This window comes from Bradyrhizobium sp. OK095 (assembly GCF_900109945.1).
Taxonomy (GTDB): domain Bacteria; phylum Pseudomonadota; class Alphaproteobacteria; order Rhizobiales; family Xanthobacteraceae; genus Bradyrhizobium.
Map to the genome: position 1 here is coordinate 136,408 of NZ_FOBX01000010.1, position 23,055 is coordinate 159,462.

The following is a 23,055-nucleotide window of genomic DNA, read 5'->3' on the forward strand; positions in this document are numbered from 1 at the left end:
TAAGTGAAACGCAAGAATGACCATGGCTTTCCCGACCGGAACGCCATCGTCGCCTTCATCAAGGCAAATCAAGGAAACGTCGGCACCCGCGAAATTGCGCGCGAGTTCGGCCTGAAGAACGCCGATCGCATCGAGCTCAAGCGCCTGCTGCGCGAGCTCGCGGACGACGGCACCATCAAGAAAACACGCCACACGATTTCAGAGCCCGACAGCCTGCCGCCGACGCTGGTCGCCGACATTACAGGGCGCGACCCCGACGGCGAATTGATCGCCTCCCCCACCGAATGGGATGAGGTCGAAGGCGGCGAGCCGCCAAAGATCCGCATCCAGATGCCGCGCCGGCCAAAGCCGGGCACCGTCGCCGGCGTCCGCGACCGCGTGCTGCTGCGCGTCGAACGTACCGATGAGACCGACGGCCCGGCCTATCGCGGCCACATCATCAAGGTCTTCGACAAAACCAAGAGCCGCATCCTCGGCGTGTTCCGCGAGCTTCCCGAAGGCGGCGGACGCCTCGTCCCCGTCGACAAGAAGGCTGCCGATCGCGAGCTGAACATCGCCGCAGTCGATGCACATGGCGCGCGGGACGGCGATCTCGTCAGCGTCGACATCGTACGCTCCCGCGCCTTTGGACTGGCGTCAGGCCGGGTCAAGGAGAAGCTCGGGTCGGTCAAATCGGAGAAGGCGATCAGCCTGATCGCGATTTACGCCCACGACATTCCCCTGCAATTCTCATCTCCCGCCGAGCGAGAGGCAGAAGCCGCAGAGCCGGCCAATCTGAAAGGGCGCGAGGATTGGCGCGACGTCCCGCTCATCACCATCGATCCGCCGGATGCAAAGGATCATGACGATGCCGTGCATGCGCAGGCCGATCCCGATCCCAACAACAGAGGCGGCTTCATCGTCGACGTCGCCATCGCCGATGTGAGCTTCTACGTGCGGCCGGGCAGCGCGCTCGACCGCGATGCGCTCGACCGCGGCAACTCGGTCTATTTTCCCGACCGGGTCGTGCCGATGCTCCCCGAGCGCATCTCCAACAATCTCTGCTCGCTGGTGCCGGGTGAGCCGCGCGGCGCGCTCGCGGTGCGCATGGTGCTCGGCCCCGACGGCCGCAAGCGCTCGCACAGTTTCCACCGCATCCTGATGCGTTCGGCGGCCAAGCTGAGCTATGCGCAGGCGCAGGCCGCGATCGACGGACGGCCTGATGACACCACCGGCCCCCTGCTCGATCCGATCCTGAAGCCGCTCTACGCGGCCTATGCCTGCGCCAAGCGCGCGCGCGACGAGCGCGATCCGCTCAATCTCGATCTGCCCGAGCGAAAAATCCTGCTAAAGAGCGACGGCACGGTCGATCGCGTCGTCGTGCCCGACAGGCTCGATGCGCACAAGCTGATCGAGGAGTTCATGATCCTCGCCAACGTCGCCGCGGCCGAGATGCTGGAGAAGAAATCGCTCCCGCTGATCTACCGCGTGCATGACGAGCCGACCTTGGAGAAGGTTCATGCGCTCGCGGAATTTCTGAAGACGTTGGACGTTCCCTTTGCAAAGACCGGCGCGCTCCGCCCCGCTTTGTTCAACCGTGTGCTGGCCCAGCTCGAAGGCCACGACCACTTCCCGCTGGTGAGCGAGGTGGTGCTGCGCTCGCAGGCACAGGCGGAATATTCCTCCGAGAATTACGGTCATTTCGGCCTGAACTTGCGCCGCTACGCGCATTTCACCTCGCCGATCCGCCGCTATGCCGATTTGGTCGTGCACCGCGCATTGGTCCGCGCGCTCGGGCTCGGCGAAGGCGCCCTGCCCGACAGCGAGACGCCGGAAACTCTTGGCGAGGTCGCAGCCCACATCTCGGTGACCGAGCGGCGCGCGATGAAGGCGGAGCGCGAGACCGTCGACCGGCTCATTGCTCATCACCTGGCTGATCGCATCGGCTCAAGCTTTCAGGGCCGCGTCTCCGGCGTCACCCGCGCCGGCCTGTTCGTCAAGCTTGCCGATACCGGCGCCGACGGCCTGATCCCGATCAGGTCCCTCGGCACGGAATATTTCAACTATGACGAGGGCCGCCATGCGCTGGTCGGCACGCGCAGCCGCACCATGTATCAGCTGGGCGACGTGGTTGACGTCCGTCTGATCGAAGCAGCACCGATCGCAGGCGCGCTACGCTTCGAGCTGCTGTCGTCGTCCAGCGAGACCGCGCCGCGCGACCGCGGGCAACCCGGCCCGCAACGCCGCCCCTCGTTCAAGGCCCTGCCCGGCCGCAGTCCGGATAGAAAACACAAGCCGCCGAAGCCAAAATCCGGCAAACCTAAGAAGGGCAAAAGCAAGAACAAGGGCAAAGGTGGGGGTCAGAAGGGCAAGGCATGGTAACGAGCACGGCCCCAAAGATCTGGACGCGCGAGACCGGTCTCGTCGAGAAGCGCGACGTCTGGACGGCGATGAAGCGCGGCTTTCGCAGCCGCTGCCCGCGCTGCGGCGAGGGAAAGTTGTTCCGTGCCTTCCTCAAGACCGCGGACAATTGCGCGGTCTGCGGCCTCGACTTCACGCCGCATCGCGCCGACGATCTGCCCGCCTATCTCGTGATCGTCATCGTCGGCCACATCACCGTGCCGACCATCCTCTGGATCGAGACCAATTACACGACGCCGGTCTGGATCAGCTTTGCGGCCTATCTGCCCTTTACATTGTTCGCCTCGCTCGCACTGCTGCAGCCGGTCAAGGGCGCCGTGGTCGGATTGCAATGGGCTCTGCGCATGCACGGCTTTGACGACAACCCTCCGGATGGTATTCCGCCGGTCTAGGCAAATAATCAAAAAGCGGTTTGGGTGAGGACATGACGGATACGTCGCAGGCAGCCGAAAAGGCAAAAATCCACGAGGGCAAGGAAGCCGATCACCATCCTTATTTTCGGCCCAAGGATGCGGCGACGCTGATCCTGGTTGATCGCAGCGGCACGACCCCAAAAGTCCTGGTCGGCAAGCGCCACGACAAGGTGGTGTTCATGCCCGGAAAATTCGTCTTCCCCGGCGGCCGCGTCGACAAGGACGATTATCGCGTGCCGTGTGCCGCGCCCATCACCACCGAGCTGGAAGCCAATCTCGCCAAGGGCAGCCCGAAGACGCCTGCCTCGCGTGCGAAGTCGCTGGCGATCGCCGCGATCCGTGAGGCTTGCGAGGAGACCGGTCTCTGCCTCGGGCGCAGAGCTGAAGGCAAGGCACCAAAGCTCGAGGGCGGCTGGAAGCCGTTCGCGGATGCAGGCCTCCTCCCCGATCCCTCCAGCCTGTTCCTGATCGCGCGCGCGATCACCCCGCCCGGCCGCGTCAAGCGCTTCGACACGCGCTTCTTCACCGCGGATGCCTCTGCGATCACCCACCGTGTCGACGGCGTGATCCATGCGGACGCGGAGCTGGTCGAGCTGGTCTGGGTCGAGCTCGGCTCAAAGCCGCTAGCAGACCTGCATCCGATGACGCGCAACGTGCTCAACGAGCTCGATGCACGCCTCGCCACCGGCCCGCTGCGCCACGACGCCCCGGTGCCGTTCTTCCATTTCTACGGCGGCAAGATGCAGAGGGATATTTTGGGCTGATCCGGCGACCGAACTCTCTGGACCCGCTCACGCCATCAGCAAACGCAGCGCAGCACCTCTGAACGCGCGGTCTTCGCTGCCGCCTTGTCCGTGACCGATCGCCCAGTGCCGCGGCCACGCGAGCTGCTCCAGCCCTTGCGCCGATGCGGAGGTGAAGGACGACCAGCGCGGGGAGTTGTGCTGGCGGTAAAGAAGACCGCCAGGGCCCATGTCCGGATAGAGCGTGACGCGAATATCGAATTGCTGGCCTGCTGAAAGATCAGGTCCAAACCAGTAGGACGGGCTGCGCCCCGGCTGACGGCCAACGATGGCTGTCAGCGTTTGCTTCGGCCCGCGGAGCCCGAGCCAGAACGGCGCGATCGAACCGGGCGCGAAAGCCGTCAGGATCGTCTGAGCCGATGCGACATCGGTCAGAGCGCTTTGCCCAATCAGTCTCAGATCGATCCTGCGGCCACTCGGCACGAATCCGCTGAACGGCGCATCGGCAACTCCAGGCGGCAGCTCTTTCCAGCCGGCGGGATCAGGATCACGCAGCGGCCATTCCATCCTCTCCCTGACGACGCCGTCGGTATCGAGCACCTGATAACGCAGGCCCTCCTCGTCGAGCGCGGCCTGAACGCAATGCAGATACTCGACGCCCTCCGGCATCCTGTGAGCCGTTCCCGCGCCCGCCGTGCAAATCTGCAGGACGCCGCGATGGGCCTGCACATCGAAGGCGAGGATATGGCTGCACAGATAGGCAAGCACGTTTTCGTTCACCAGGATGTCCCAGAACGGGCGGGCATATTCGTGGCCGATCTCGCGCTGATACGTCCCCGTAAAACCGTTGATGGGAAATACCGGGTGATGACCGAGGACGAGCTTGTGTCGGGCATCACCATGTTCTCTGAGCGTCGCTTCCAGCCACGCGAGCTCGACATGGCCCTCACCCCCAAGGCCGCTCCAGAGCGTGTTGACGAACACCATCAGGAGGTCGCCGCGCCGCACGACGTAGGAGAGGCCAGCCTGCCCCGGCGGCCCATTGTCCGGCAGGTCCAGCACTGCGCGAAACACCGCCTCGCTCATCACGTCATAGGTCGTATGGTTGCCCGTCGTGTGCCAGATCGGAGTGGCCGCACGGTCGAGCCACGCCATTTCGGTGTCCAGCCAGTATCGCCACTGCGCGCGCAGAGCGTCCGGGTCAGGCGTGAGTCCGATGATCTCATCGCCCGGAAAGAGAATGAAGTCAGGCTGCGGCCTCAGGCGTTGAACGACTGCGTTGACCGAGGCGAAGGTTTTTTCGTGCAAGGCACCGGGCACACCCGAGCATGAGTCGCCATACAACAGAAATTGATGGCCGTTGCCGCGCGGCAGTAGCGCGGGAATGGAATCATTTGCAGAGGTCATGGCCTTCCATCGCGGTGTTCGGCCGCGAGGATGGCAATTTCCGGAACGAGTAGCAACCAGGCCTTAATCAGCTTCGTCAGGCTCGGTGCCGACATAGTCGCGCGCTGGCAGCTTGAGCACGCTGCCGATTTCGCTGGCGAGCTGGTCCGCCTCCTCACGCTTGGTAAAACTCATCAGCGTGATCGGCTCGGTGCCCCTGTTGCCGCAGAGGTTGACCTCATAGGTCGTCAGATCCGCGTCATAGTCGTCGGTGATGCTGATGAAATGATAGTCGGCGAGATTGCGGTGCTTGCGCAGATTCAGCGGGCCGAACTGCCTGGTGATGACGATCTGGCGCAGCGTCTCGTTGAGGACGACGAAGGTGCGGAAGGTGAGCAGGATCAGACCGGGAATGCCGACCAGCAGCCCGAGCCCGATGAAGACCAGCACCGGCACGAGATCGTCGGCGAGCCTTCCGAATCCGGAAAAATCCTGGCGCAGGCCGAGCCCGACATTCCACAGCAGATAGAAGCTCGCCGCCAGCAGCGGCAGCGACAGCAGCCGGCCGACCCGGGGCATCGGCCGATCGATGCGGACCATGCCGCCATCCACTGTCATTGCGCCTGCCATACCGGGTTTCCTCACGAGGTCATGGCTTGGTCGGAACGAGCGGTAGATAGGTTCGAGCCCCCTCCTCCGTCATTCCGGGCTCGCCGCTCTGGAATGACGCGATTGTGCTGGGCGTGTCGCGAAAATCAAAAGATTCTTCCCGTCTCCCCCAATGGCGGAGTTCCGCGGCGCACCTATGTGTTCATGAACGACACCCAACATGGAAGCGGGGCGCGATGGCACAACGGCAACTCAAGCTTGGCGCGTTCATGCGCCCGGTCAGCATCCACACCGGCGCCTGGCGCTATCCCGGCGCCTGGCCGGACGCCAATTTCAATTTTGGTCACATCAAGACGCTGATCCAGAAGCTTGAGGCCGGCAAGTTCGACGCCTTCTTCATGGCCGATCACCTGGCCGTGCTGAACATGCCGATCAATGCGCTCAAGCGCAGCCACACCGTCACTTCCTTCGAGCCGTTCACGCTGCTGTCGGCGCTCTCGGCCGTCACCGAGCGGATCGGCTTGATCGCGACCGGCTCGACCACGTTTGACGAGCCCTATCACGTCGCGCGCCGCTTCGCCTCGCTCGACCATCTCAGCGGCGGGCGTGCGGGGTGGAACATCGTCACCACCTCGAACCCGGACGCGGCGCTGAATTTCGGCCTCGACGATCACATGGAGCACGCCGAGCGCTACAAGCGCGCCCGCGAGTTCTACGACGTCGTCACGGGCTTGTGGGATTCCTTCGCCGACGACGCCTTCGTGCGCGACGTCGAGAGCGGGTTGTTCATGGACCCCTCGAAAATGCACACGCTCGACCACAACGGCAAATATCTGAAGGTGCGCGGGCCCCTCAACATCGCCCGCCCCGTGCAGGGCTGGCCGCTGATCGTGCAGGCCGGTGCCTCCGAGGACGGCAGGCAGCTCGCGGCGGAGACGGCGGAAGCCGTGTTCACCGGCGGCGGCAGCCTCGCCGACGGGCAAAAGCTCTATGCCGATATCAAGGGCCGCATGGAGAAGGTCGGCCGCGATCCCGAACATCTCAAGATCCTTCCCGGCGCTTTCGTCGTGGTCGGCGACAGCGTCGATGAGGCCAAAGAGAAGCGCGCGCTGCTCGACAGCCGCGTGCATTACGACAGCGCGATCGCCTCGCTCTCGGTCGTTCTCGGCACTGACGCCTCCGGCTTCGATCCGGACGGACAACTGCCTGAGATTCCGGAAACCAACGCCAGCAAGAGCGGCCGCCAGCGCATGGTCGATCTCGCCGCGCGCGAAAAACTCACGGTGCGCCAGCTCGCCCAGCGCGTCGGCGGCTATGGCGGGCTCGCCTTCGTCGGTACCGCGAAAACCATCGCCGATCAGATGGAGGAATGGCTGGTCGGGCGCGGCTCCGACGGCTTCAACATCATGTTCCCGTTCCTGCCCGCTGGCCTCGACGATTTCGTCGACAAGGTGGTCCCGGAGCTGCAGCGGCGCGGGATTTTCCGCAAAGAATATGAAGGGCCCACTTTGAGGGAGAATCTGGGCCTGCCGCGGCCCAAAAACCGGTTCTTCGAGGCCTGATGGGACCGTTTTGGGTGGTTTTTGGGGTGTAAAACCTTGACATCAGGTCGTTTCTGGCTAGGTTGCCGGCCAACGCGGGCCGTTTGGCCGGCTCCAGATTCCCCAATTTTCTGAGGTTCAGAACATGGCCAAAGCGGTCACCATCAAGGTCAAGCTCGTGTCCTCGGCCGACACCGGCTTCTACTACGTCGCCAAGAAGAATTCGCGCACCATGACCGACAAACTGGTCAAGAAGAAGTACGATCCGGTCGCGCGCAAGCACGTCGAATTCCGCGAAGCCAAGATCAAGTAAGAAGATCAAGTAAGATCGCTGACGCTGAACGACTTTGCGGGGCCCTTGCGGGCCCCGTTTTTATTTGGCCTCTCGTGTCCCGTGCGCGCTGCTTTGATCCGTCATCCTGAGGTGCGAGTGATGGGACGCAACGCGTCCCATCGGGAGCCTCGAAGGATGAGTGGCCGAGATGCAGCCGGGCCGTCGTCCTTCGAGGCTCGCCCTGCGGTAAACCGCAGGACGAGCACCTCAGGATGACGGTGAGACTGCAGGATTCGAAACGTTAAGCCACCTGCCCCTTGCACTGCGTCCGGGGCACGAGGGCCGAGTTGACTCCTGCCGTCGTCATCGGGGACGCTCCAGGCGCCCGGAGGATGTTCGGATGGCGTATGTGAGAACTTCGTTGGCTGCCCTACTCGCTGGTCTGCTGGGCTTCGCGCTTGGAGCGGCTACGCTTGCATTCGCGGCCCTGTCGATCGGGATCTCGCTTCTCGGTTACGCGAAGGGAGGCATTCACAGCGATTGGACCCCCCTCCTGCTATTCGTGACCTTGGCGTGCTTTGTCGTGGGTGGGGTCGCAGGAGCCAAAGTTGCTGTCGGCCTTGCCAGATCCCCGCACAGTTAGGCGTCATGTCGGTGGCGAGTCATTGGGCGGACATCTTATCAACCCCCGGTTGCTCAACCCCGAATGTATGTTACCGTGCACTTACGGGACGGCATCCCGTCCCGATTTGGGGAGATCATGTCATGAGATTGTCGCCAGGCTTTGTCGTGCCTTCAGCCGTCGCTGTCTTGTCAACGGTCCTGCTGATCGCCCCGGCAGCATCGCAAATCCCGACAGGCTCCGCCGCCACGCTTCCCCCCGTCACGGTCGATGCACCGAAGCAGGTGGCAAAGCCGCACGTGTCGGAGCGAGGCGCAAACACAACGGCGCCGCGCCGGACTGTGTCGACCGCTCGCACGTCAGCCACTCGCACGCCGTCGTATGCGCCGGGTTCCGTGATGGGCAGGATTAGCAGCCTGGAGAAGGTCGCGAGCAGTTGCAACGGTGGCTGTGCATCAAGCTTCCCAAGCGGCAAGGATCCCTGGGTTGGATGCAGCGAGTCGGGCGGCGGTCTGAACTATGGACCCTTCTCGCCAACGTGCCGAGACACCATCACCCATGCATCCTACGAGAATTGCGTCGAGACAAAGGTGTTCCTGGGCGAAAACCGAAACAAGGCCCACTGGTTTTGCAGTAGCCTGCAGGCCGGCAACAGGTTCAAGGTCGCCGATCTCAAGCGGCCAGGACGTCGATAATCATATCTCTCGCTGGTTGCTGCAGGCATTTCGAATTCCGCGAAGCCAAGGTCAAGCAAGAATCGCGGGATAAGCTGAAAACTTTTGCGGGGCCTCACGGCCCCGCTTTGTTTTGGCTTGCGTGTCCCGGACGCGCTGCAGCGTGCAACGCTGCTGCGCTGAGCCGGGACCCAGAGCGCAACACGGTACATTGCAGAGGCATGGGCCCCGGCTCTGCAGCGCACCGTCGAAGTGACGCTGCGCTGCGTCCGGGGCACGAGAGCTGAGCCAGACCTGCACATTCCGACGTCGGCAGGCAAGTGTGAGCCACCTCGCAGAGCGCCGTGAACGGCTTCAATATCTCCAACGGGATCGTTCCATGAACCTGGTCCATTCCCGTGAAGAGCCATTTGCCGTTGCTGGATCCGCTGCGCTTCGCCGCCGCTCTCGGGGTCGCCATTTTTCACCAGATGTTCTGGTCCTGGGCCTGGGTTTCAATCGGCGTGCCCGGTTTCGAGCGCACCGTCGCCGCCGCTGTCCTCTACCCCTCCGCCGCGCCCTTCACATGGTTCGGCTGGGTCGGCGTGGAAATATTCTTTGTCATTTCCGGCTTCGTCATCGCAAATTCCGCGAGCACATCTTCGCCGGGCGAGTTTCTTCTTGGTCGCGCACTCAGGATCTATCCGGCGGTCTGGGTCTGCGCCACCGCGACCTTCCTCGTTCTGCTTCTCTTCGGGAGTGGATCAGCCTCCGAATTCATCCTGCCCTACATCCACGCCATGCTGATGGTTCCCAAGGGCGTCACGGGTCAATGGCTCGACGAGGTCTATTGGACGCTGGCCGCCGAGACGGCGTTTTACGGTCTCGTGTTTTGCGCGATGCTCACGAAGAGGATCACGCTGCGACACCTGGCCTTTGGTCTCACCATCTACAGCGCGATATTCAATGCCGTCGCGCTGCTGGTAGCGTCCTGCACGACGCCGTCCGACCTGCCCTATCTCGTCATTCTGATGTTTCGGGTGCCGTGCGCAGCATTCCTGTTGAGCCATGGTTGCTTCTTCGCGCTGGGGATCTGGCTGTTCATTTCTGCGAACCGAGAATTGACGGCGCTCGAACAGGTCGCACTTGCCGTCACCTGCCTTTCGGGCGCGGCAGAAATCTACTTCTTTGCTTCCTTCTTCCTGACGTCCATACCCGCCATCGCGGACCAGTCAGCCCTCGTGCCGATCATGGTCTGGGCAGCCGCGGTGCTCTTCATTGCCCGTGCCGCGAACCGAAGCAGGCGCTCTGCGGGCATCGCCCCGGCTGAAGCACCGACCTATTTGAGAACGCTCGGGCTGATCACCTACCCGCTCTATCTCACCCACAACGTCATTGGCACGGCGATCATTCGCGCCCTGGTCGATGCCGGCCTGGATGCCACTTCGGCCGTATGGATCGCGCTGGGCATGCTTGTCCTGGTCTGCTGGTTCATTTGCGCGAAGATCGAGCCCACCGTCAGACGCACGCTGATGCAAACCCTCTCGCATTTCGGAAAGCTTCCGGAGAGACAGCCGGCATCGCGCCATCCGGCGTCGGCCCGGGGGCTACGCCTTCGGCTGACTGTCTCGGTCAAGGTGAACGTCGTCGCGCCCTAGCCGGAGCTACGCCGTCCGCAACACCGGCGCCGGCGGCTGCGACGGCCGGATCAGCGCGAACGCGACCTGGATGATGCCGCCGGCAAGACCCAGCGCCACACCGATGCGCCAGGCCATGTTGTAGGAGCCGAGCGCGTCATAGATCACCCCGCCTCCGTAGGCGCCGAGGAAGCTGCCGATCTGGTGGCTCATGAAGGCGAGGCCCTGAATCATTGCCTGCCAGCGCAGGCCGAACATCTCGGCGACCGCGCCTGCGACCAGCGGGCCGACGCCCATCCAGAGGAAGCCCATGATGGCGCCGAACAGCAGCGTCGAGGCGGGCGTCGCCGGCAGCATGAAGTACCAGGCGAGCGCGATCGAACGGAAGATGTAGATGCCGCCCAGCAGCGCCAGTTTGTTCCAGCGCTGGCCGGCCCAGCCGAAGAACAACGAGCCCAGCACGTTGAAGCCGCCGATCATGCCGAGCGTCTGCGCGCTCAGCATCGGATCGAGGCCGCAGATCGCCAGATAGGACGGCAGATGCGTGGTGAGGAACACCAGCTGCATGCCGCAGACGAGATAGGCGCAGGTCATCACCACGAAGGACGCGTTGCCGAACGCGGTCTTCGCCGCCGTCATGGCCGTGGCATCGCCGATGTCGTCGGCCGAGGGCTTCGGCAGCGGAATCTTGTCGACGCGCCCTGCGTACCAGGCCGCGGGGATCATCAGCACCGACATCACCACGAAGCCGGCGAGCCCGACGCGCCAGCCAAATCCTTCGTTGAGCATCTGTCCCAGCGGCGCCGACAACAGCGCCCCGAGCGAGCCCGCGCCTGAGACAATGCCGAGCACGGTCGAGCGGACCGTCGCGGGCACCGCGCGCGCCGCCACCGACATCGCGATCGCAGCCGCCGTGCAGGCAAGCGATGTGCCGATCAGGATGCCGCCGCCGATCATGATGCTGACGAGGCCGTTTGCGGTCGCCATCAGGATCAGGCCCGCGATATACATCAGCGCGCCCGTGATCATGATCGGACGAAAGCCGTAGCGCACGGTGAGCGCGCCGATGGGCGGCTGGAGAAAGCCCCAGGCGAGGTTTTGCACGGCCAGCGCCAGCGTGAAATCCGAGATCGAGATGTGAATGTCGTGCGTCAGCGGCTGCATGAAGATGCCGAGGCTCTGCCGCAGCCCCATGCTCAGCGTCAGCATGATCGAGGCGCCGATCAGAATCGGCAACGTCGGACGCAGGACCTGCAACAGGGGCATTTCGTTCTCCCTCGTGGGCGCGGCGCGCGCGCCGGCGTCTGCAATTCGCATTGATTTTGGTTACACAGACCTGTGTAACTAGGCTATGAAAGGTGCACGCTGTCAAGCGAACAGGATGCGCAGCTATCGCATGGCTCCCCCGACGACCCCACAGACGATGAAAGAGCGGATCCTCGAGACCGCCGACAAGCTGTTCTATCTGCAAGGCATTCGCGCCATCGGCGTCGACACCATCGCGGCCGAGGTCGGCATCTCCAAGCGCACGCTCTACAACCACTTCCCCTCCAAGGACGCGCTGATCGCAGCCTATCTGGAACGCCGTTTCGTCCACGCTCGCCCGTCCGACAAGCCGCCGGCCGAGCAGATCCTCGCCACGTTCGATTCGCTGGAGCGGCGCTTTGCGGCAAAAGATTTCCGCGGCTGCCCGTTCGTGAATGCGGTCGCGGAGCTCGGTCCCACCGACCGGGCAGTGAAGAAGATCGCGATCGCCTTCAAGGAGAGCCGCCGAGTCTGGTTTCGCGATCGCTTGAACGAGCTTGGCGTTGCGGAGGCGGAGGCACTCGCGACGCAACTCGTGCTGCTGGTCGACGGCTCCATCGCGCAGGACTTGGTGCGCGACGACCCCACGATGGCGCGTGCCGCGAAGGACGCGGCGACGGTGCTGTTGCGGAATGCGGGGGTTGATGTGGGTGGTGCGGCGAAGCCGGCGGCGACAGGCAAGCGCGCGCCCCACTAAGCGTTGCCGCCGCACCTCACGGTGTCATCACCCGCCTTGCGCGCAATTGCGCACTGGAGCGGGTGATCCAGTATTCCAGAGACAGTTGTGATTGAACCGAGAGGCCGCGGCGTACTGGATTCCCCGCCTTCGCGGGGAATGACAGTGGAGTTTGCCGGCTCTCGCGACCCTGACATCATGCACCTGTTTTGCCCGACGGGTCAAGCAAAATTCACAAAATCCGAATATCACTCACCGCGACCGGCAAGCCATTGATCCGGCTCACGCCGGCTACTGTGCATGGGGTTGTTTTCGATTTTTGTGCGCAGGCAGCCTCACGCCGCGTGCGACACAACCCGATTGCGCCCGTCGTGCTTGGCACGGTACAGCGCGGTGTCGGCGCGCTTGAGGACGTCGGCCACCGCCTCGCCCTTCTGTTCCAGCGTGGTGAGGCCGATCGAGATGGTGACCTCGATGCGCTTGGTGCCCTTGTGGATCGCAAAGGGCTCGCCGGCGATCGAGCGGCGCAGGCGTTCAGCGACCATGCCGGCGACGTGCAGATCGGTCTCCGGCATCACGATGACGAACTCCTCGCCGCCGTAGCGGCAGGCCAGATCAATGCCGCGGATCGACTTGCGCACCCGCACCGCGAATTCGCGCAACACGTCGTCGCCGGCATCATGCCCGTAATTGTCGTTGATCGACTTGAAATAGTCGATGTCCAAAATCATCAGCGCCAGGGGCTTGCCGCGCGTGGATGCCTGCTCGGCGAGCGTCGCCAGATGGCTCTCCATGTAGCGGCGATTGTGCAGGCCGGTGAGTGCGTCGGTGATCGCCATCTCGATCGAGTTCTGCACGTTGTCGCGCAGGTGATCGGTGTAGCGGCGGCGGCGGATCTGGGTGCGGGCGCGCGCCAGCAGCTCGGTCTTGTCGATCGGGCGCAGCAGATAGTCGTTGACGCCGATCTCGAGCCCACGAAGGAGCCGCGTCGAGTTCTCGGGGTCGGCGATTGCCAGGATCGGCACATGGCGCGTGCGCTCCAGCGAGCGCGCCTGGCTGCAGAGCCGCAGGCCGTCGAAATTGTTGAGGTCGAGCGAGACGATCAGCAAATCGTAATTGCCCTCGGCGGCGTGGAACAGCGCTTCCGTCGGGTTCGGCTCGACGTCGACGGTGTGCTCGGCCGCGAGCAGGCTCGCCAGGCGCTCATAGGAGGACTGGCGGTCGTCGACCAGCAGGATGCGGCCGCCCTTGCCGGTGTCGGCCACGGCACTGCGCTCGGGCGCCTGCATGCCGATCTCGAGCGAGGTGATGGCGCGCATGCGCAGCTCGTCCGTCATCATCTTCAGCCGCGTCAGCGAGCGCACGCGCGCGATCAGCACGACGTCGGAGACGGGTTTTGTCAAAAAGTCGTCGGCGCCGGCTTCCAGGCCGCGGTTGCGGTCGGCGGGGCTGTCGAGCGCGGTGACCATCACGACGGGAATGTGGTGCGTTGCCGGATCGGTCTTGAGGCGGCGGCAGACTTCAAAGCCGTCCATGTCGGGCATCATCACGTCGAGCAGGATGATGTCGCATTCGGCGCGGCTGGCCAGCGCCAGCGCTTCGGTGCCGTTCGAGGCGGTCATCACGTCGAAATATTCGGCGGACAGACGGGCTTCGAGGAGCTTGACGTTGGCAGGAACGTCATCGACGACCAGGATACGCGCGGACACTTTGAACTCACTTCCTATCCGATAAAACGCCGGACCGTCTCAATGAATTTGCCGACCGAGATCGGCTTGGACAAATAGGCCTCGCAGCCGCCCTCGCGGATGCGTTCTTCGTCACCCTTCATCGCGAAGGCCGTGACCGCGACGACGGGAATGGAGCGCAGCTCCGGATCGTCCTTGATCCAGCGCGTGACCTCGAGGCCGGAGACCTGCGGCAATTGGATATCCATCAGCACGAGGTCGGGCCGCATCTTGCGAACCAGGTCGAGCGCCTCATATCCGTTGCTGGTGCCGGAGGTCTGGTAGCCGTGCGCCTCCAACAGGTCGCGGAAGAGCTTCATGTTGAGCTCGTTGTCTTCCACGATCAGGACGGTCTTAGCCATCCCGCCCTCCTGTATGGTCCTGAAGACCGATGCATGTGACGCCTCAGGCGCCGCTATCAGGCGCTTCGAAAACTGGATTCAAACTAGACTCGGATTAGCTTGAGTTTCGTTAAACCCGAGGGTCGACTTTCTGCGATGTGGTTTCCAGTTGCTTGTCGGCGGTCTTGAGACTCGGGCATGATGGATTTCAAAGTAGACACCGAAAGTTAATGGAAAGGCAAACCGGCCCCTTGAAAAAGCCTGTTCACAACCCTCGCGAAGTCGCTGAAATCGTTGCGATTCAGGCGCTGTCCTTCGTTGCCGGCGATCCCGAGCGGCTGGGCCTGTTCCTGGCTGAGACAGGGGTCGGTCCGGAGACCCTGCGGAATGCCGCCTCGGACCCGAATTTCCTGCTCAGCGTGCTCGATTTCGTGATGCGCGATGACGCCACCGTGAAGGCCTTTGCCGCGACTGCGGAGCTTCATCCGACCAACGTTGCTGCGGCGCGGCAGGTCCTGGGCGACGCCCTCGGCGACCGGACCTGGGAGCGCGACGTGCCGTGACCGCCCCTGATACGGCCGGGCCCCGCTGCTTCTGCCGGGATTGTTCGGCCGATCTGGATATGGGCGTGCGGCGCTGTTCCGCCTGCGGTTCCCCTCGCCTCGTCCGCCACCGGGCGCTGTCGAGCCTGACCATCGCCCATATCGACTGCGACGCCTTCTATGCGACGGTCGAGAAGCGCGACAACCCTGACATTGCCGACAAGCCCGTCATCATCGGCGGGGGCAAGCGCGGCGTCGTCTCGGCCGCCTGCTACATCGCGCGGACCTATGGCGTCCGCTCGGCGATGCCGATGTACAAGGCGCTCGACGCCTGCCCGCATGCGACCGTGATCCCGCCGGATATCGCGAAATACGTCCGCGTCGGTCGCGAGGTGCGGCAGGCCATGCAGGCGCTGACCCCGCTGGTCGAGCCGCTCTCGATCGACGAGGCCTTCCTTGATCTGTCCGGCACCGAACGGGTCCACGGCATGATCCCGGCAAAGGTGCTGGCGCGCTTTGCCCGCGACATCGAGCGCGACATCGGCATCTCCGTCTCGGTCGGCCTCTCCTGCAACAAGTTTTTGGCCAAGATCGCTTCCGACCTCGACAAGCCGCGTGGCTTCGCCGCGCTCGATCAGGAAGAGGCGCGCACAATGCTGGCGGACAAGCCGGTCGGCTTCATCTTCGGGGTCGGGCCTGCGACGCAGGAGCGCCTGGGGCAGCGCGGCTTCCGCATCATTGCCGATCTGCAAAAGGCCGATGAGATCGAGATGATGCGGCAATTTCCGAGCGACGGCCGCAGGCTGTGGCGGCTCGCGCGCGGCATCGACGACCGCCGCGTCGAGCCTGATCGGGGTGCCAAGACGATTTCGAGCGAAACCACCTTCGAGACCGACATCCGCGATTTCGCGTCGCTGGAGAAGATTCTTTGGCGACTGTGCGAGAAGACGTCGTCGCGGCTGAAGAGCAGCGAGCTCGCCGGCTCGACCGTCACGCTAAAACTGAAGACCGCCGACTTCCGCCAGCGTACCCGCTCGCAGTCGATCGCAGCCCCGACCCAGCTTGCCGCAAAGATCTTTTCGATCTGCCGCGAGATGCTGGCGAAAGAGATCGACGGCACCGCCTTCCGCCTGATGGGCGCCGGCGTCAGCGCACTGCGCGAAGGATCAGTCGCCGACGACACCGACATGCTCGACCGCCGCGCCGCGCATGCCGAGCGCGCGGTGGACAGCCTGCGCAAGAAGTTCGGCAGCGCGGCGGTGATCCGCGGCATCGCGTATGACGGGCCGGAAAAGGCGCCGGAGTGATGGCGGGCGAACGCGATCTCGGCGCGCTGCTGAGGGGCATGAAACCGGAGCTGCGGCCGGGCGTCTTCGTGTTCTGCACGATCGTGGCAGACGAGAGCATTCGCGCAGCACTCAATCCGCTGCTGACGTTCCGCGAACAGGAAGGCACCACGCTCGTGATTTTGCGCGAAGAGGCCGAAGCGGCAGGCCTGCGCTACGCGTTCGCCTCGCGCCTGATCACGCTGACAGTTCACTCCGCACTAGATGCAGTGGGATTCCTGGCTGCCATCACGGCGCGTCTGGCCGAAGCGGGCATCAGTGTGAACGCCGTGTCGGCCTTCCACCACGACCATCTCTTCGTGCCGGTTGATAGGGCTGATGAGGCGTTGGCGCTGCTGCAAGAGATGTCCAAAGCGAAGCACCTGTAGCCCGGATGGAGCGCAGCGCAATCCGGGTCAGCGCATCCGCGGCGGCAGATTCCCGGATTTCGCTTCGCTCCATCCAGGCTACGGACTCAATCCGCGACCGCGATCGCCTCGATCTCGATCAGCCACTCCGGCGCGGCCAGCGCGGAGACGCCGACGAGCGTGGAGGCCGGCGGCTCCATGCCTTGGAAGAAGACGGAGCGGGCCTTGCCGATGATCGGGCGTAGCTCCGGCTTGTAGCCGACGACGAAGGTCGTGATCTTGACGATGTTGGAATAGCTCGCACCGGCCGCTTTCAGCGCGTGGCCGAGATTCTGCATCACCTGCGTCGTCTGCGCAGCAAGATCGCCCTCGCCGACGATCCGCCCCTCTTCATCCACGGATACCTGGCCGGAGATGTAGATGGTGCGCGCGCCCGTGGCGGTGACGACGTGGGAATAAGCGGGATTGTGATGCAGGCCGCTGGGGCGGAGATGATCGAGCTTCGGCATGGTGCTGGCTCCCGGAGTTTGTGGTTGGGAGGGAGCCTAACTGGAGAGCGCGCTGAGAGCTAGCCTCGCCCCTCAATTACAGGGCTTGCTGTCCTTGACGTCGAACTTGCCCATCGCGCCGGAGATGACAAAATCGTTGTAATCGAGCACGAGCTGGCGCGAGACGCCGTTTTCGTAGAGCTCGAACGCCATTGCGTAGACCGGCGTCTGCTCGCCTTCCTTCTGCTGCGACTCGCGGTCGAAATAGCTGACGGTGACGGGCCAGCGCTTGAGCGATTTCATGTGCTCGTCCGACGTCGACGCATCAGGCGCGGCGGTGCGGTCGGCAGGGATCGGCTGGCCGATCACAGTCAGCGTGTTGTAGACTTTCTGGCCGTCGTCGGAGCCGTCATAGACGGACAGCTCGAGCAGCGACTTGCCGTCCTTGGCAGCCGCGATGATGCGCTGGATCTGTTCGGTCGGGAACACGATCTTGCCGTCGAGCGTAAAGTTCTTCGGCGCCGGCAGCTTCAGCTTGACGTTGATGTGGTCGCCATCGCGCTCGGCCGAACCGTCGACCCGGCCGGCGTCGGCCTCGTTCATCCGCGTCTCGATCTTGAAGCGGTAGCTTTTTCCCGCGGCGTCCTCCCAGGAATTGGAACGGAGGTCACTGAGCGTGATCTTGCCCTCGCCGCTGTCGAGCTCGGAGACCTGGCGGAATTCGGAGGTGTAGCCCTCGCACGAGCTGCCGGCGAAATTGTAGAGGATGCGGCCACGGGCGCTGTTGACCGAATTGGAGCGCGATTTGACGAGACTCAAATCATAGAGCGCCTGGTGCGCGAGGAACGGACCGTTGGCAGCGTGCGCCACATTGCCGGCGCCGAAAGCGGCCGCCACGAGCGCCGTCACACAGAGCGAAGTCCGGAAAAGGTGCACCATGTCTGTCCTTTGGGAAGCGCAGATTCGACACTTTAATGACCGTTCCATTGCGCCGCAACTGAGGCCATTTCACGTAAAGTTGCGGCCCCCGCTTTGAACCGCCTGCCCTGCCTGTAGAAATTGCATCCCCTCCGGTTGCTTGCATGTGGCGGCACGATGAGCGAAACAGGGCGCCGCCCGGCCTCCAAAAGGACGCGCCCGGGCGGATGAATTTCTGGACAACGAGGTCGAAGATGGCGGGCACGGTCGAACAGAAGCTGGCGGAACAGGGCATCAAGCTGCATGAGGCCCCCACCCCCGTGGCGAATTACGTGCCGTTCGTGCGCACCGGAAATCTGCTGTTCGTCTCGGGCCAGGTCTGCTTCGACCCCGCCGGCAAGCTGATCGCCAAGGGCAAGCTCGGCGCCGGCGTGTCGATCGAGGAAGGCGCGGCTGCCGCGCGTGGCTGCGCCGTGAATCTGCTGGCCCAGGTCAAGGCGGCGCTCGGCGATCTCGACAAGGTCGTGCGGGTGGTCCGCCTCGGCGGCTTCATCAACTCGGCGCCGGACTTTTTGGACGGGCCGAAGGTGCTCAACGGGGCCTCCGATCTGATGGTCGCCGCCTTCGGTGACAAAGGCCGCCACGCCCGCACCACCGTCGGCGTCGCCTCGCTGCCCGCGGATGCGGCGGTCGAGGTCGATGGCGTGTTCGAGGTCGCCTGACGCGCATGCGCGCTCCGGATTGGCTGACAGCCCGGCCGGTCGCCCATCGCGGCCTGCATGACATATCGCGCGGCATCGTGGAGAACATGCCGGGCGCGGTGCAGGCGGCGATCGCAGGCAATTTCGCGATCGAGGTCGACATCCAGCTCTCGTCCGACGGCGAGGCCATGGTGCATCACGACCATGCGCTCGGCCGCCTCACCGAGGCGGCCGGCAAGGTCGTCGAGAAGACCGCGGCGGAGCTGAAGGCGATCAGGTTCAAGGACACCGACGAGCAGATGATGTCGCTGTCCGACCTCTGCGCCATGGTCGCCGGCCGCGTGCCGCTGGTGATCGAGGTAAAGAGCCATTTTGACGGCGACCGCAAGCTGGTGAAGCGGATGGCCGAAGTGCTGGCGTCCTATCAGGGCCCCGCCGTCGGCATGTCCTTCGATCCCGACCAGGTCCTGGCGCTGCGCGAGCTGTTGCCCGCCCGCCCGCGCGGCATCGTCGCGCAGCGGAGCTACGAGGATGAATACTGGGCCTATCTGACCGGGGCGCAGCGCGACAGCATGCTGTATTTGCGCCACGGCTTTCAGACCCGGCCGCATTTCGTCGCCTTCAAGGTCGACCACCTCCCGGCCCCCGCCCCCTGGATCGCCCGCAACGTCTTCGGCTGCGCCCTGCTCGGCTGGACCGTGCGCACGGGCGAGCAGCGGACGCGGGTCGGGCAATACGCGGATCAGATGATCTTCGAGGGGTTCGTGCCGTAGGCACGCTGTTCCCGCCCTCTTGAAGTCGCTGCTGCAATGCACGATCTTGGGCACGATGCGATCATCTGAAATCACGCTCGAAGCCGTACCGTCGATTGGCGAAGTGTCGCCTGAGGATTGGGACGCCTGCGCAAATCCCGGCGGCCGGTGCAACCGGGGCGGCAACGGAACCTCATCCGGCCTTCCAGGCGATTCCCTCGGGCTCTCAAAACCCGCCTATAACCCGTTCGTCTCGCACGCTTTTCTCTCCGCCGTTGAGAAATCGGGTTCGGCAACGATCCGCACCGGCTGGGGGCCCCGGCATCTCGTGGCCAAGATCGACGGCCGCGTCGCGGGCGTCGCGCCCTGCTATCTGAAATCGCATTCCCAAGGCGAATACGTCTTCGACCGCGGCTGGGCAGACGCCTATGAACGTGCAGGCGGGCGGTACTATCCGAAGCTCCAGGTCTCGGTTCCCTTCACGCCGGCCACGGGACCGCGGCTGCTGGTCCGCGACGGCGTCGACCATGAGCGCATCACCGAGGCGCTGGCGGGCGGGCTGGTGGCGCTGTGCGGCGTCAGCAAGGCCTCCTCGGTGCACGTCACCTTCGCCCGCGAGAGCGAGTGGAAGCTGCTTGCCCAGCATGGCTTCCTCCAGCGCACCGACCAGCAGTTCCACTGGCGCAACGAAGGTTTTGCGAGCTTCGACGATTTCCTGGCGACGCTGAACTCCCGCCACCGCAAGTCCATCAAGCGCGAGCGGCGCGATGCGCTCGCGGCCGGTGTCACGATCCACTGCCTCACCGGGAAAGACATCAACGAGGATGCCTGGGATGCCTTCTTCGAATTCTACATGGAGACCGGCTCGCGCAAATGGGGCCGCCCCTATCTGACGCGCGAGTTCTTCTCGCTGATCGGCGAGACCATGAGCGAGGACGTGCTGCTGGTGATGGCGCGCCGCAACGATCGCTGGATCGCGGGCGCGATCAACTTCATCGGCTCGGACACGCTGTTCGGCCGCAACTGGGGCGCGGTCGAGCACCATCCCTTCCTGCATTTCGAGGTCTGCTACTATCAGGCGATCGATTTCGCCATCAAGCGCGGCCTCACATACGTCGAGGCCGGTGCGCAGGGCGAGCACAAGATCGCGCGCGGCTACCTGCCGCGAACGACCCATTCCGCCCACTTCATCGCCGATCCGGGCCTGCGCCGCGCCATCGATGATTACCTCAAGCGCGAGCGGGCCTATGTCGCCGAAGCCGGCCGCGAGCTTGCCGAGCTCGGCCCGTTCCGCAAAGGCATCGACGAGGCGCCTTGACGGTTTGCCTTGACCGTTCGCCTTGGCTGGTGCCAGTAAGCGCGAAATTTTAGGGAGCCGCCGCCATGACCACCTACGACACCAACAACATCTTCGCAAAAATCCTGCGCGGCGAATTTCCCTGCCACAAGGTCTATGAGGACGAGCACGTGCTCGCCTTCCTCGACATCATGCCGCGGGTATCAGGCCACACGCTGGTGATTCCGAAGGCTCCTGCGCGCAACATCCTCGACATCAAGCCCGACGATTACGCCCATGTTGCCCGCGGCGCGAAGAAGATCGCAATGGCGGCGATGAAGGCGTTCAACGCCGACGGCATCACCGTGCAACAGTTCAACGAGTCCGCCGGCGGTCAGGTGGTGTTTCATCTCCACATGCACGTGATGCCGCGCCACGACGGCGTGGCCATGCTGCCGCCCGCGAGCCGCAAGGAAGACGTCAAGGTGCTCGAAGAGAACGCGACCAAGCTGATCGCAGCGTTGCAGGCGGGCTAGGTCCCGCTATTCGTCATTGCGAGCGAAGCGAAGCAATCCAGAATCATTCCGTGGTGGCAGTCTGGATTGCTTCGTCGCTTTGCTCCTCGCAATGACGAGGTTGGGGCGGCGCGCCCCTACTCCGTCTGGAAATCCCCGGCCTGCGGCGCGGCCAGCGGGGTGAACTCGCAGCGGTCGGGCTTGATGTCGATCAGCGGCGTGTGGTCGATGCAATCGAGACCACGCACGAGGATGGCATTGCCCTCGATGGCAACCAGCTTCACGATCGAGGTGCCAATCGGGTTCGGCCGCACCGGCGAGCGCAGCGAAAACGTGCCGCGGGTTTTCTCGTTGTTCTTCGGGCTTTGCAGGACGATGTCGCGGCGCGACTTGTCGAGCCAGTAGAGCACTTCGAGATTGCTGTAGAAATCGACGCCCTTGATCGCCGGCACGAACGGCTCGAAAATCTCGAGGCGGCAGATCGGGCCGTCGGCGCGGCCCTGCCGCGGCGTCTCCAGCCGCGAAGTCCAGGGCGTGCGGATGCGGCCGATGAAGACGAGGCCGGCATCCGCCGTCGACGGCAGCTCGATGGCGACCTCGCCCTCGCGGAGCTCGTTTTCGCGAACCATATTTCCACTTCCTTGCTGTTCGCGACGGTTTTAGCCCAACCACCACGTGCCGGCCAGCATGAAGACTTCGCCCGCGACCACGCCCGCGAAAATCGAGCGGCGGGTCAACAGGAAGACGACCAGGCCGGCGCCGACTGCGCCATAGCGCAGGACATCAGGCACGCTTGCCAACGCGCCGGGCGGCTCAACCACGATCTGGGCGATGACGCCCGCCAAGATGGCCGTGGCGACCGCCCTCACCCAGACCAGCAGCTCCGAACCCTCGTCGATTCCGCCGCCGAACCACAGGCCCAGCATGCGCCAAATCTGGTTGGGAATGACGCCTGCGACGAACAGCACGAACAGCGCGTGCCAGTCACCGATGAGCTGCGCAAAGCTCATGCGCGCACCTCCCGCCACCAATGCACGCCATAGGCAATCGTGCCGGCGACGAGACCGCTGACGAGGATGTCGAGGCCAGAGTTCATCTTCGCCGCCAGCGGATACAGCAAAACCCCGAGCGCCAGCGCGACGACGTCGGCGGCCTCCCGGCTGTTGCGCGCGGTCGAGAACAGGAATGACAGCGGCGTCAGCAGCAGGATCGCGGCGCCCAAGGTCTTTGTGAGATTTGCTGCGAGGAAATAGCCGACCGTGTTGGCGGTGAGGCACACCGAGACCAGACCGAAGCCAAGTCCGTTGACGAACGCGATCCGCCGCTCGCGCGGCACCTGCGGCAGAAAGCGATGGCACTCGACCCACAGCGTCACGGCGGTGAGATGCGCCGCGAAGAACAGCTCGCGCCGCTTGGTCGTCGGCGTGCGCATCAGCGGCAGCACCGAGACCACCATCGGGAACAGGCGGATGGCGCTGACCGTCACCGCGATCGCCGACTGGATGACAGTGGCGCCCGAGCCGAGCGTCGTGATCAGGATGATCTGCGCCGGCCCTGCCCAGACGAACAGCGTCGAGCAGAGCGCCCAGAGCAGGCTGAAATGCGTGTCATGGGCGAGCGCGCCGATGCCAAGATAGGTCGCAAACAGGACGAGTGTGAGGATCGTCTGCGTGATCGAGCGCAGCCCCCACGCAAAGGCGCGCCAGGGACTTTGCCATTGAGGGGAATCGAGCGGAGGAAACGCCACGGGATGGCCGGCTGAGGTTGCAAAATCGGGCCTGCATAACGGGCAATACCGCGGCTGACGTCAAGAAAGCCCGCGGCGGGGCTGGCATGCGTGCGG

General features: G+C 64.1%; 24 protein-coding genes. 14 read left to right on the top strand and 10 right to left on the bottom strand.

The features are described from left to right. The first annotated feature begins 3 nt into the window (after window positions 1-3). Genes rnr through BMW89_RS25950 form a run of 3 tightly spaced genes read left to right on the top strand, consistent with a single transcriptional unit; the run spans window position 4 to window position 3,577 of the window. Window positions 4-2,361: a ribonuclease R gene (rnr, locus tag BMW89_RS25940; RefSeq protein WP_092030158.1), complete on the top strand. Its 2,358-nt coding sequence runs from the start codon at window positions 4-6 to the stop codon at window positions 2,359-2,361. After that, complete coding sequence (locus BMW89_RS25945; protein ID WP_092030160.1) at window positions 2,355-2,792, top strand: DUF983 domain-containing protein; 438 nt, start codon at window positions 2,355-2,357, stop codon at window positions 2,790-2,792. The genes rnr and BMW89_RS25945 overlap by 7 nt, the downstream gene beginning before the upstream one ends. A gap of 32 nt (window positions 2,793-2,824) precedes the next feature. Further along, complete coding sequence (locus BMW89_RS25950) at window positions 2,825-3,577, top strand: NUDIX hydrolase (RefSeq protein WP_092030490.1); 753 nt, start codon at window positions 2,825-2,827, stop codon at window positions 3,575-3,577. A 27-nt stretch (window positions 3,578-3,604) separates the two neighbouring features. Here BMW89_RS25950 and BMW89_RS25955 read toward each other — a convergent pair whose 3' ends face one another. Both BMW89_RS25955 and BMW89_RS25960 read right to left on the bottom strand, forming a co-directional pair. After that, window positions 3,605-4,963: a metallophosphoesterase family protein gene (locus tag BMW89_RS25955; protein WP_092030162.1), complete on the bottom strand. Its 1,359-nt coding sequence runs from the start codon at window positions 4,961-4,963 to the stop codon at window positions 3,605-3,607. A gap of 63 nt (window positions 4,964-5,026) precedes the next feature. Beyond that, a complete protein-coding gene (locus BMW89_RS25960; RefSeq protein ID WP_092030165.1) occupies window positions 5,027-5,572 on the bottom strand; it encodes a hypothetical protein in 546 nt (181 codons plus the stop codon). 215 nt (window positions 5,573-5,787) lie between these two features. On the opposite strand from BMW89_RS25960, the gene BMW89_RS25965 reads away from it, so the two are divergent. The 3 genes from BMW89_RS25965 (at window position 5,788) to BMW89_RS25985 (ending at window position 10,299) form a co-directional block, all read left to right on the top strand. Then, entirely contained in the window at window positions 5,788-7,113 is a 1,326-nt protein-coding gene (locus BMW89_RS25965) for an LLM class flavin-dependent oxidoreductase (protein ID WP_092030167.1), read from the top strand. Window positions 7,114-7,237: 124 nt separating this feature from the next. Beyond that, window positions 7,238-7,405: a 50S ribosomal protein L33 gene (gene rpmG / locus BMW89_RS25970; RefSeq protein ID WP_007603295.1), complete on the top strand. Its 168-nt coding sequence runs from the start codon at window positions 7,238-7,240 to the stop codon at window positions 7,403-7,405. A 1,673-nt stretch (window positions 7,406-9,078) separates the two neighbouring features. Next, window positions 9,079-10,299, top strand: coding sequence for an acyltransferase family protein (locus tag BMW89_RS25985; protein WP_244547685.1), 1,221 nt, complete (start codon window positions 9,079-9,081; stop codon window positions 10,297-10,299). Between the two features lie 6 nt (window positions 10,300-10,305). Here the strand turns inward: BMW89_RS25985 and BMW89_RS25990 are convergent, their stop codons facing one another. Continuing rightward, on the bottom strand, window positions 10,306-11,544 hold the full coding sequence (locus BMW89_RS25990; RefSeq protein ID WP_092030493.1) for an MFS transporter: 1,239 nt from the start codon (window positions 11,542-11,544) through the stop codon (window positions 10,306-10,308). A 130-nt stretch (window positions 11,545-11,674) separates the two neighbouring features. On the opposite strand from BMW89_RS25990, the gene BMW89_RS25995 reads away from it, so the two are divergent. After that, entirely contained in the window at window positions 11,675-12,280 is a 606-nt protein-coding gene (locus BMW89_RS25995; protein ID WP_092030496.1) for a TetR/AcrR family transcriptional regulator, read from the top strand. Between the two features lie 314 nt (window positions 12,281-12,594). Here BMW89_RS25995 and BMW89_RS26000 read toward each other — a convergent pair whose 3' ends face one another. Then, on the bottom strand, window positions 12,595-13,968 hold the full coding sequence (locus BMW89_RS26000; RefSeq protein ID WP_092030174.1) for a PleD family two-component system response regulator: 1,374 nt from the start codon (window positions 13,966-13,968) through the stop codon (window positions 12,595-12,597). 14 nt (window positions 13,969-13,982) lie between these two features. Further along, on the bottom strand, window positions 13,983-14,348 hold the full coding sequence (locus tag BMW89_RS26005; protein WP_008130064.1) for a response regulator: 366 nt from the start codon (window positions 14,346-14,348) through the stop codon (window positions 13,983-13,985). Between the two features lie 230 nt (window positions 14,349-14,578). Here BMW89_RS26005 and BMW89_RS26010 point away from each other — a divergent pair, with 230 nt between their 5' ends. Genes BMW89_RS26010 through BMW89_RS26020 form a run of 3 tightly spaced genes read left to right on the top strand, consistent with a single transcriptional unit; the run spans window position 14,579 to window position 16,583 of the window. Next, on the top strand, window positions 14,579-14,890 hold the full coding sequence (locus tag BMW89_RS26010; protein ID WP_092030499.1) for a DUF3572 domain-containing protein: 312 nt from the start codon (window positions 14,579-14,581) through the stop codon (window positions 14,888-14,890). After that, the gene (locus tag BMW89_RS26015; RefSeq protein WP_092030176.1) at window positions 14,887-16,176 is read left to right on the top strand and encodes a DNA polymerase IV; all 1,290 of its coding nucleotides are present in this window, start codon (window positions 14,887-14,889) and stop codon (window positions 16,174-16,176) included. Before BMW89_RS26010 ends, BMW89_RS26015 begins: the two co-directional genes overlap by 4 nt. Continuing rightward, entirely contained in the window at window positions 16,176-16,583 is a 408-nt protein-coding gene (locus BMW89_RS26020; RefSeq protein ID WP_092030180.1) for an ACT domain-containing protein, read from the top strand. Before BMW89_RS26015 ends, BMW89_RS26020 begins: the two co-directional genes overlap by 1 nt. A gap of 86 nt (window positions 16,584-16,669) precedes the next feature. Here the strand turns inward: BMW89_RS26020 and BMW89_RS26025 are convergent, their stop codons facing one another. Together BMW89_RS26025 and BMW89_RS26030 are read right to left on the bottom strand one after the other, a co-directional pair. Continuing rightward, on the bottom strand, window positions 16,670-17,071 hold the full coding sequence (locus BMW89_RS26025; protein WP_092030182.1) for a RidA family protein: 402 nt from the start codon (window positions 17,069-17,071) through the stop codon (window positions 16,670-16,672). Window positions 17,072-17,143: 72 nt separating this feature from the next. Further along, window positions 17,144-17,989, bottom strand: coding sequence for a cell envelope integrity EipB family protein (locus BMW89_RS26030; RefSeq protein ID WP_092030185.1), 846 nt, complete (start codon window positions 17,987-17,989; stop codon window positions 17,144-17,146). A 233-nt stretch (window positions 17,990-18,222) separates the two neighbouring features. Between BMW89_RS26030 and BMW89_RS26035 the strand changes: the two genes are divergently transcribed. The 4 genes from BMW89_RS26035 to BMW89_RS26050 all read left to right on the top strand — a co-directional run bounded on the left by BMW89_RS26035 (window position 18,223) and on the right by BMW89_RS26050 (window position 21,233). Then, on the top strand, window positions 18,223-18,690 hold the full coding sequence (locus BMW89_RS26035) for a RidA family protein (RefSeq protein ID WP_061021329.1): 468 nt from the start codon (window positions 18,223-18,225) through the stop codon (window positions 18,688-18,690). A gap of 5 nt (window positions 18,691-18,695) precedes the next feature. Beyond that, window positions 18,696-19,442, top strand: coding sequence for a glycerophosphodiester phosphodiesterase (locus tag BMW89_RS26040; protein ID WP_092030187.1), 747 nt, complete (start codon window positions 18,696-18,698; stop codon window positions 19,440-19,442). Between the two features lie 55 nt (window positions 19,443-19,497). Continuing rightward, window positions 19,498-20,739, top strand: coding sequence for a GNAT family N-acetyltransferase (locus tag BMW89_RS26045; protein ID WP_092030502.1), 1,242 nt, complete (start codon window positions 19,498-19,500; stop codon window positions 20,737-20,739). Between the two features lie 65 nt (window positions 20,740-20,804). Continuing rightward, window positions 20,805-21,233 carry an HIT family protein gene (locus BMW89_RS26050; protein ID WP_092030190.1) on the top strand — a complete coding sequence of 143 codons (429 nt, stop codon included), beginning with the start codon at window positions 20,805-20,807 and terminating at the stop codon, window positions 21,231-21,233. A 116-nt stretch (window positions 21,234-21,349) separates the two neighbouring features. Here the strand turns inward: BMW89_RS26050 and tsaA are convergent, their stop codons facing one another. The 3 genes from tsaA to BMW89_RS26065 are packed head-to-tail and all read right to left on the bottom strand — an operon-like array spanning window position 21,350 to window position 22,959. Then, a complete protein-coding gene (gene tsaA / locus BMW89_RS26055; protein WP_092030193.1) occupies window positions 21,350-21,841 on the bottom strand; it encodes a tRNA (N6-threonylcarbamoyladenosine(37)-N6)-methyltransferase TrmO in 492 nt (163 codons plus the stop codon). A 30-nt stretch (window positions 21,842-21,871) separates the two neighbouring features. After that, on the bottom strand, window positions 21,872-22,222 hold the full coding sequence (locus tag BMW89_RS26060) for an AzlD domain-containing protein (RefSeq protein ID WP_092030196.1): 351 nt from the start codon (window positions 22,220-22,222) through the stop codon (window positions 21,872-21,874). Beyond that, the gene (locus BMW89_RS26065; RefSeq protein WP_092030199.1) at window positions 22,219-22,959 is read right to left on the bottom strand and encodes an AzlC family ABC transporter permease; all 741 of its coding nucleotides are present in this window, start codon (window positions 22,957-22,959) and stop codon (window positions 22,219-22,221) included. Before BMW89_RS26065 ends, BMW89_RS26060 begins: the two co-directional genes overlap by 4 nt. Window positions 22,960-23,055 lie beyond the last annotated feature (96 nt).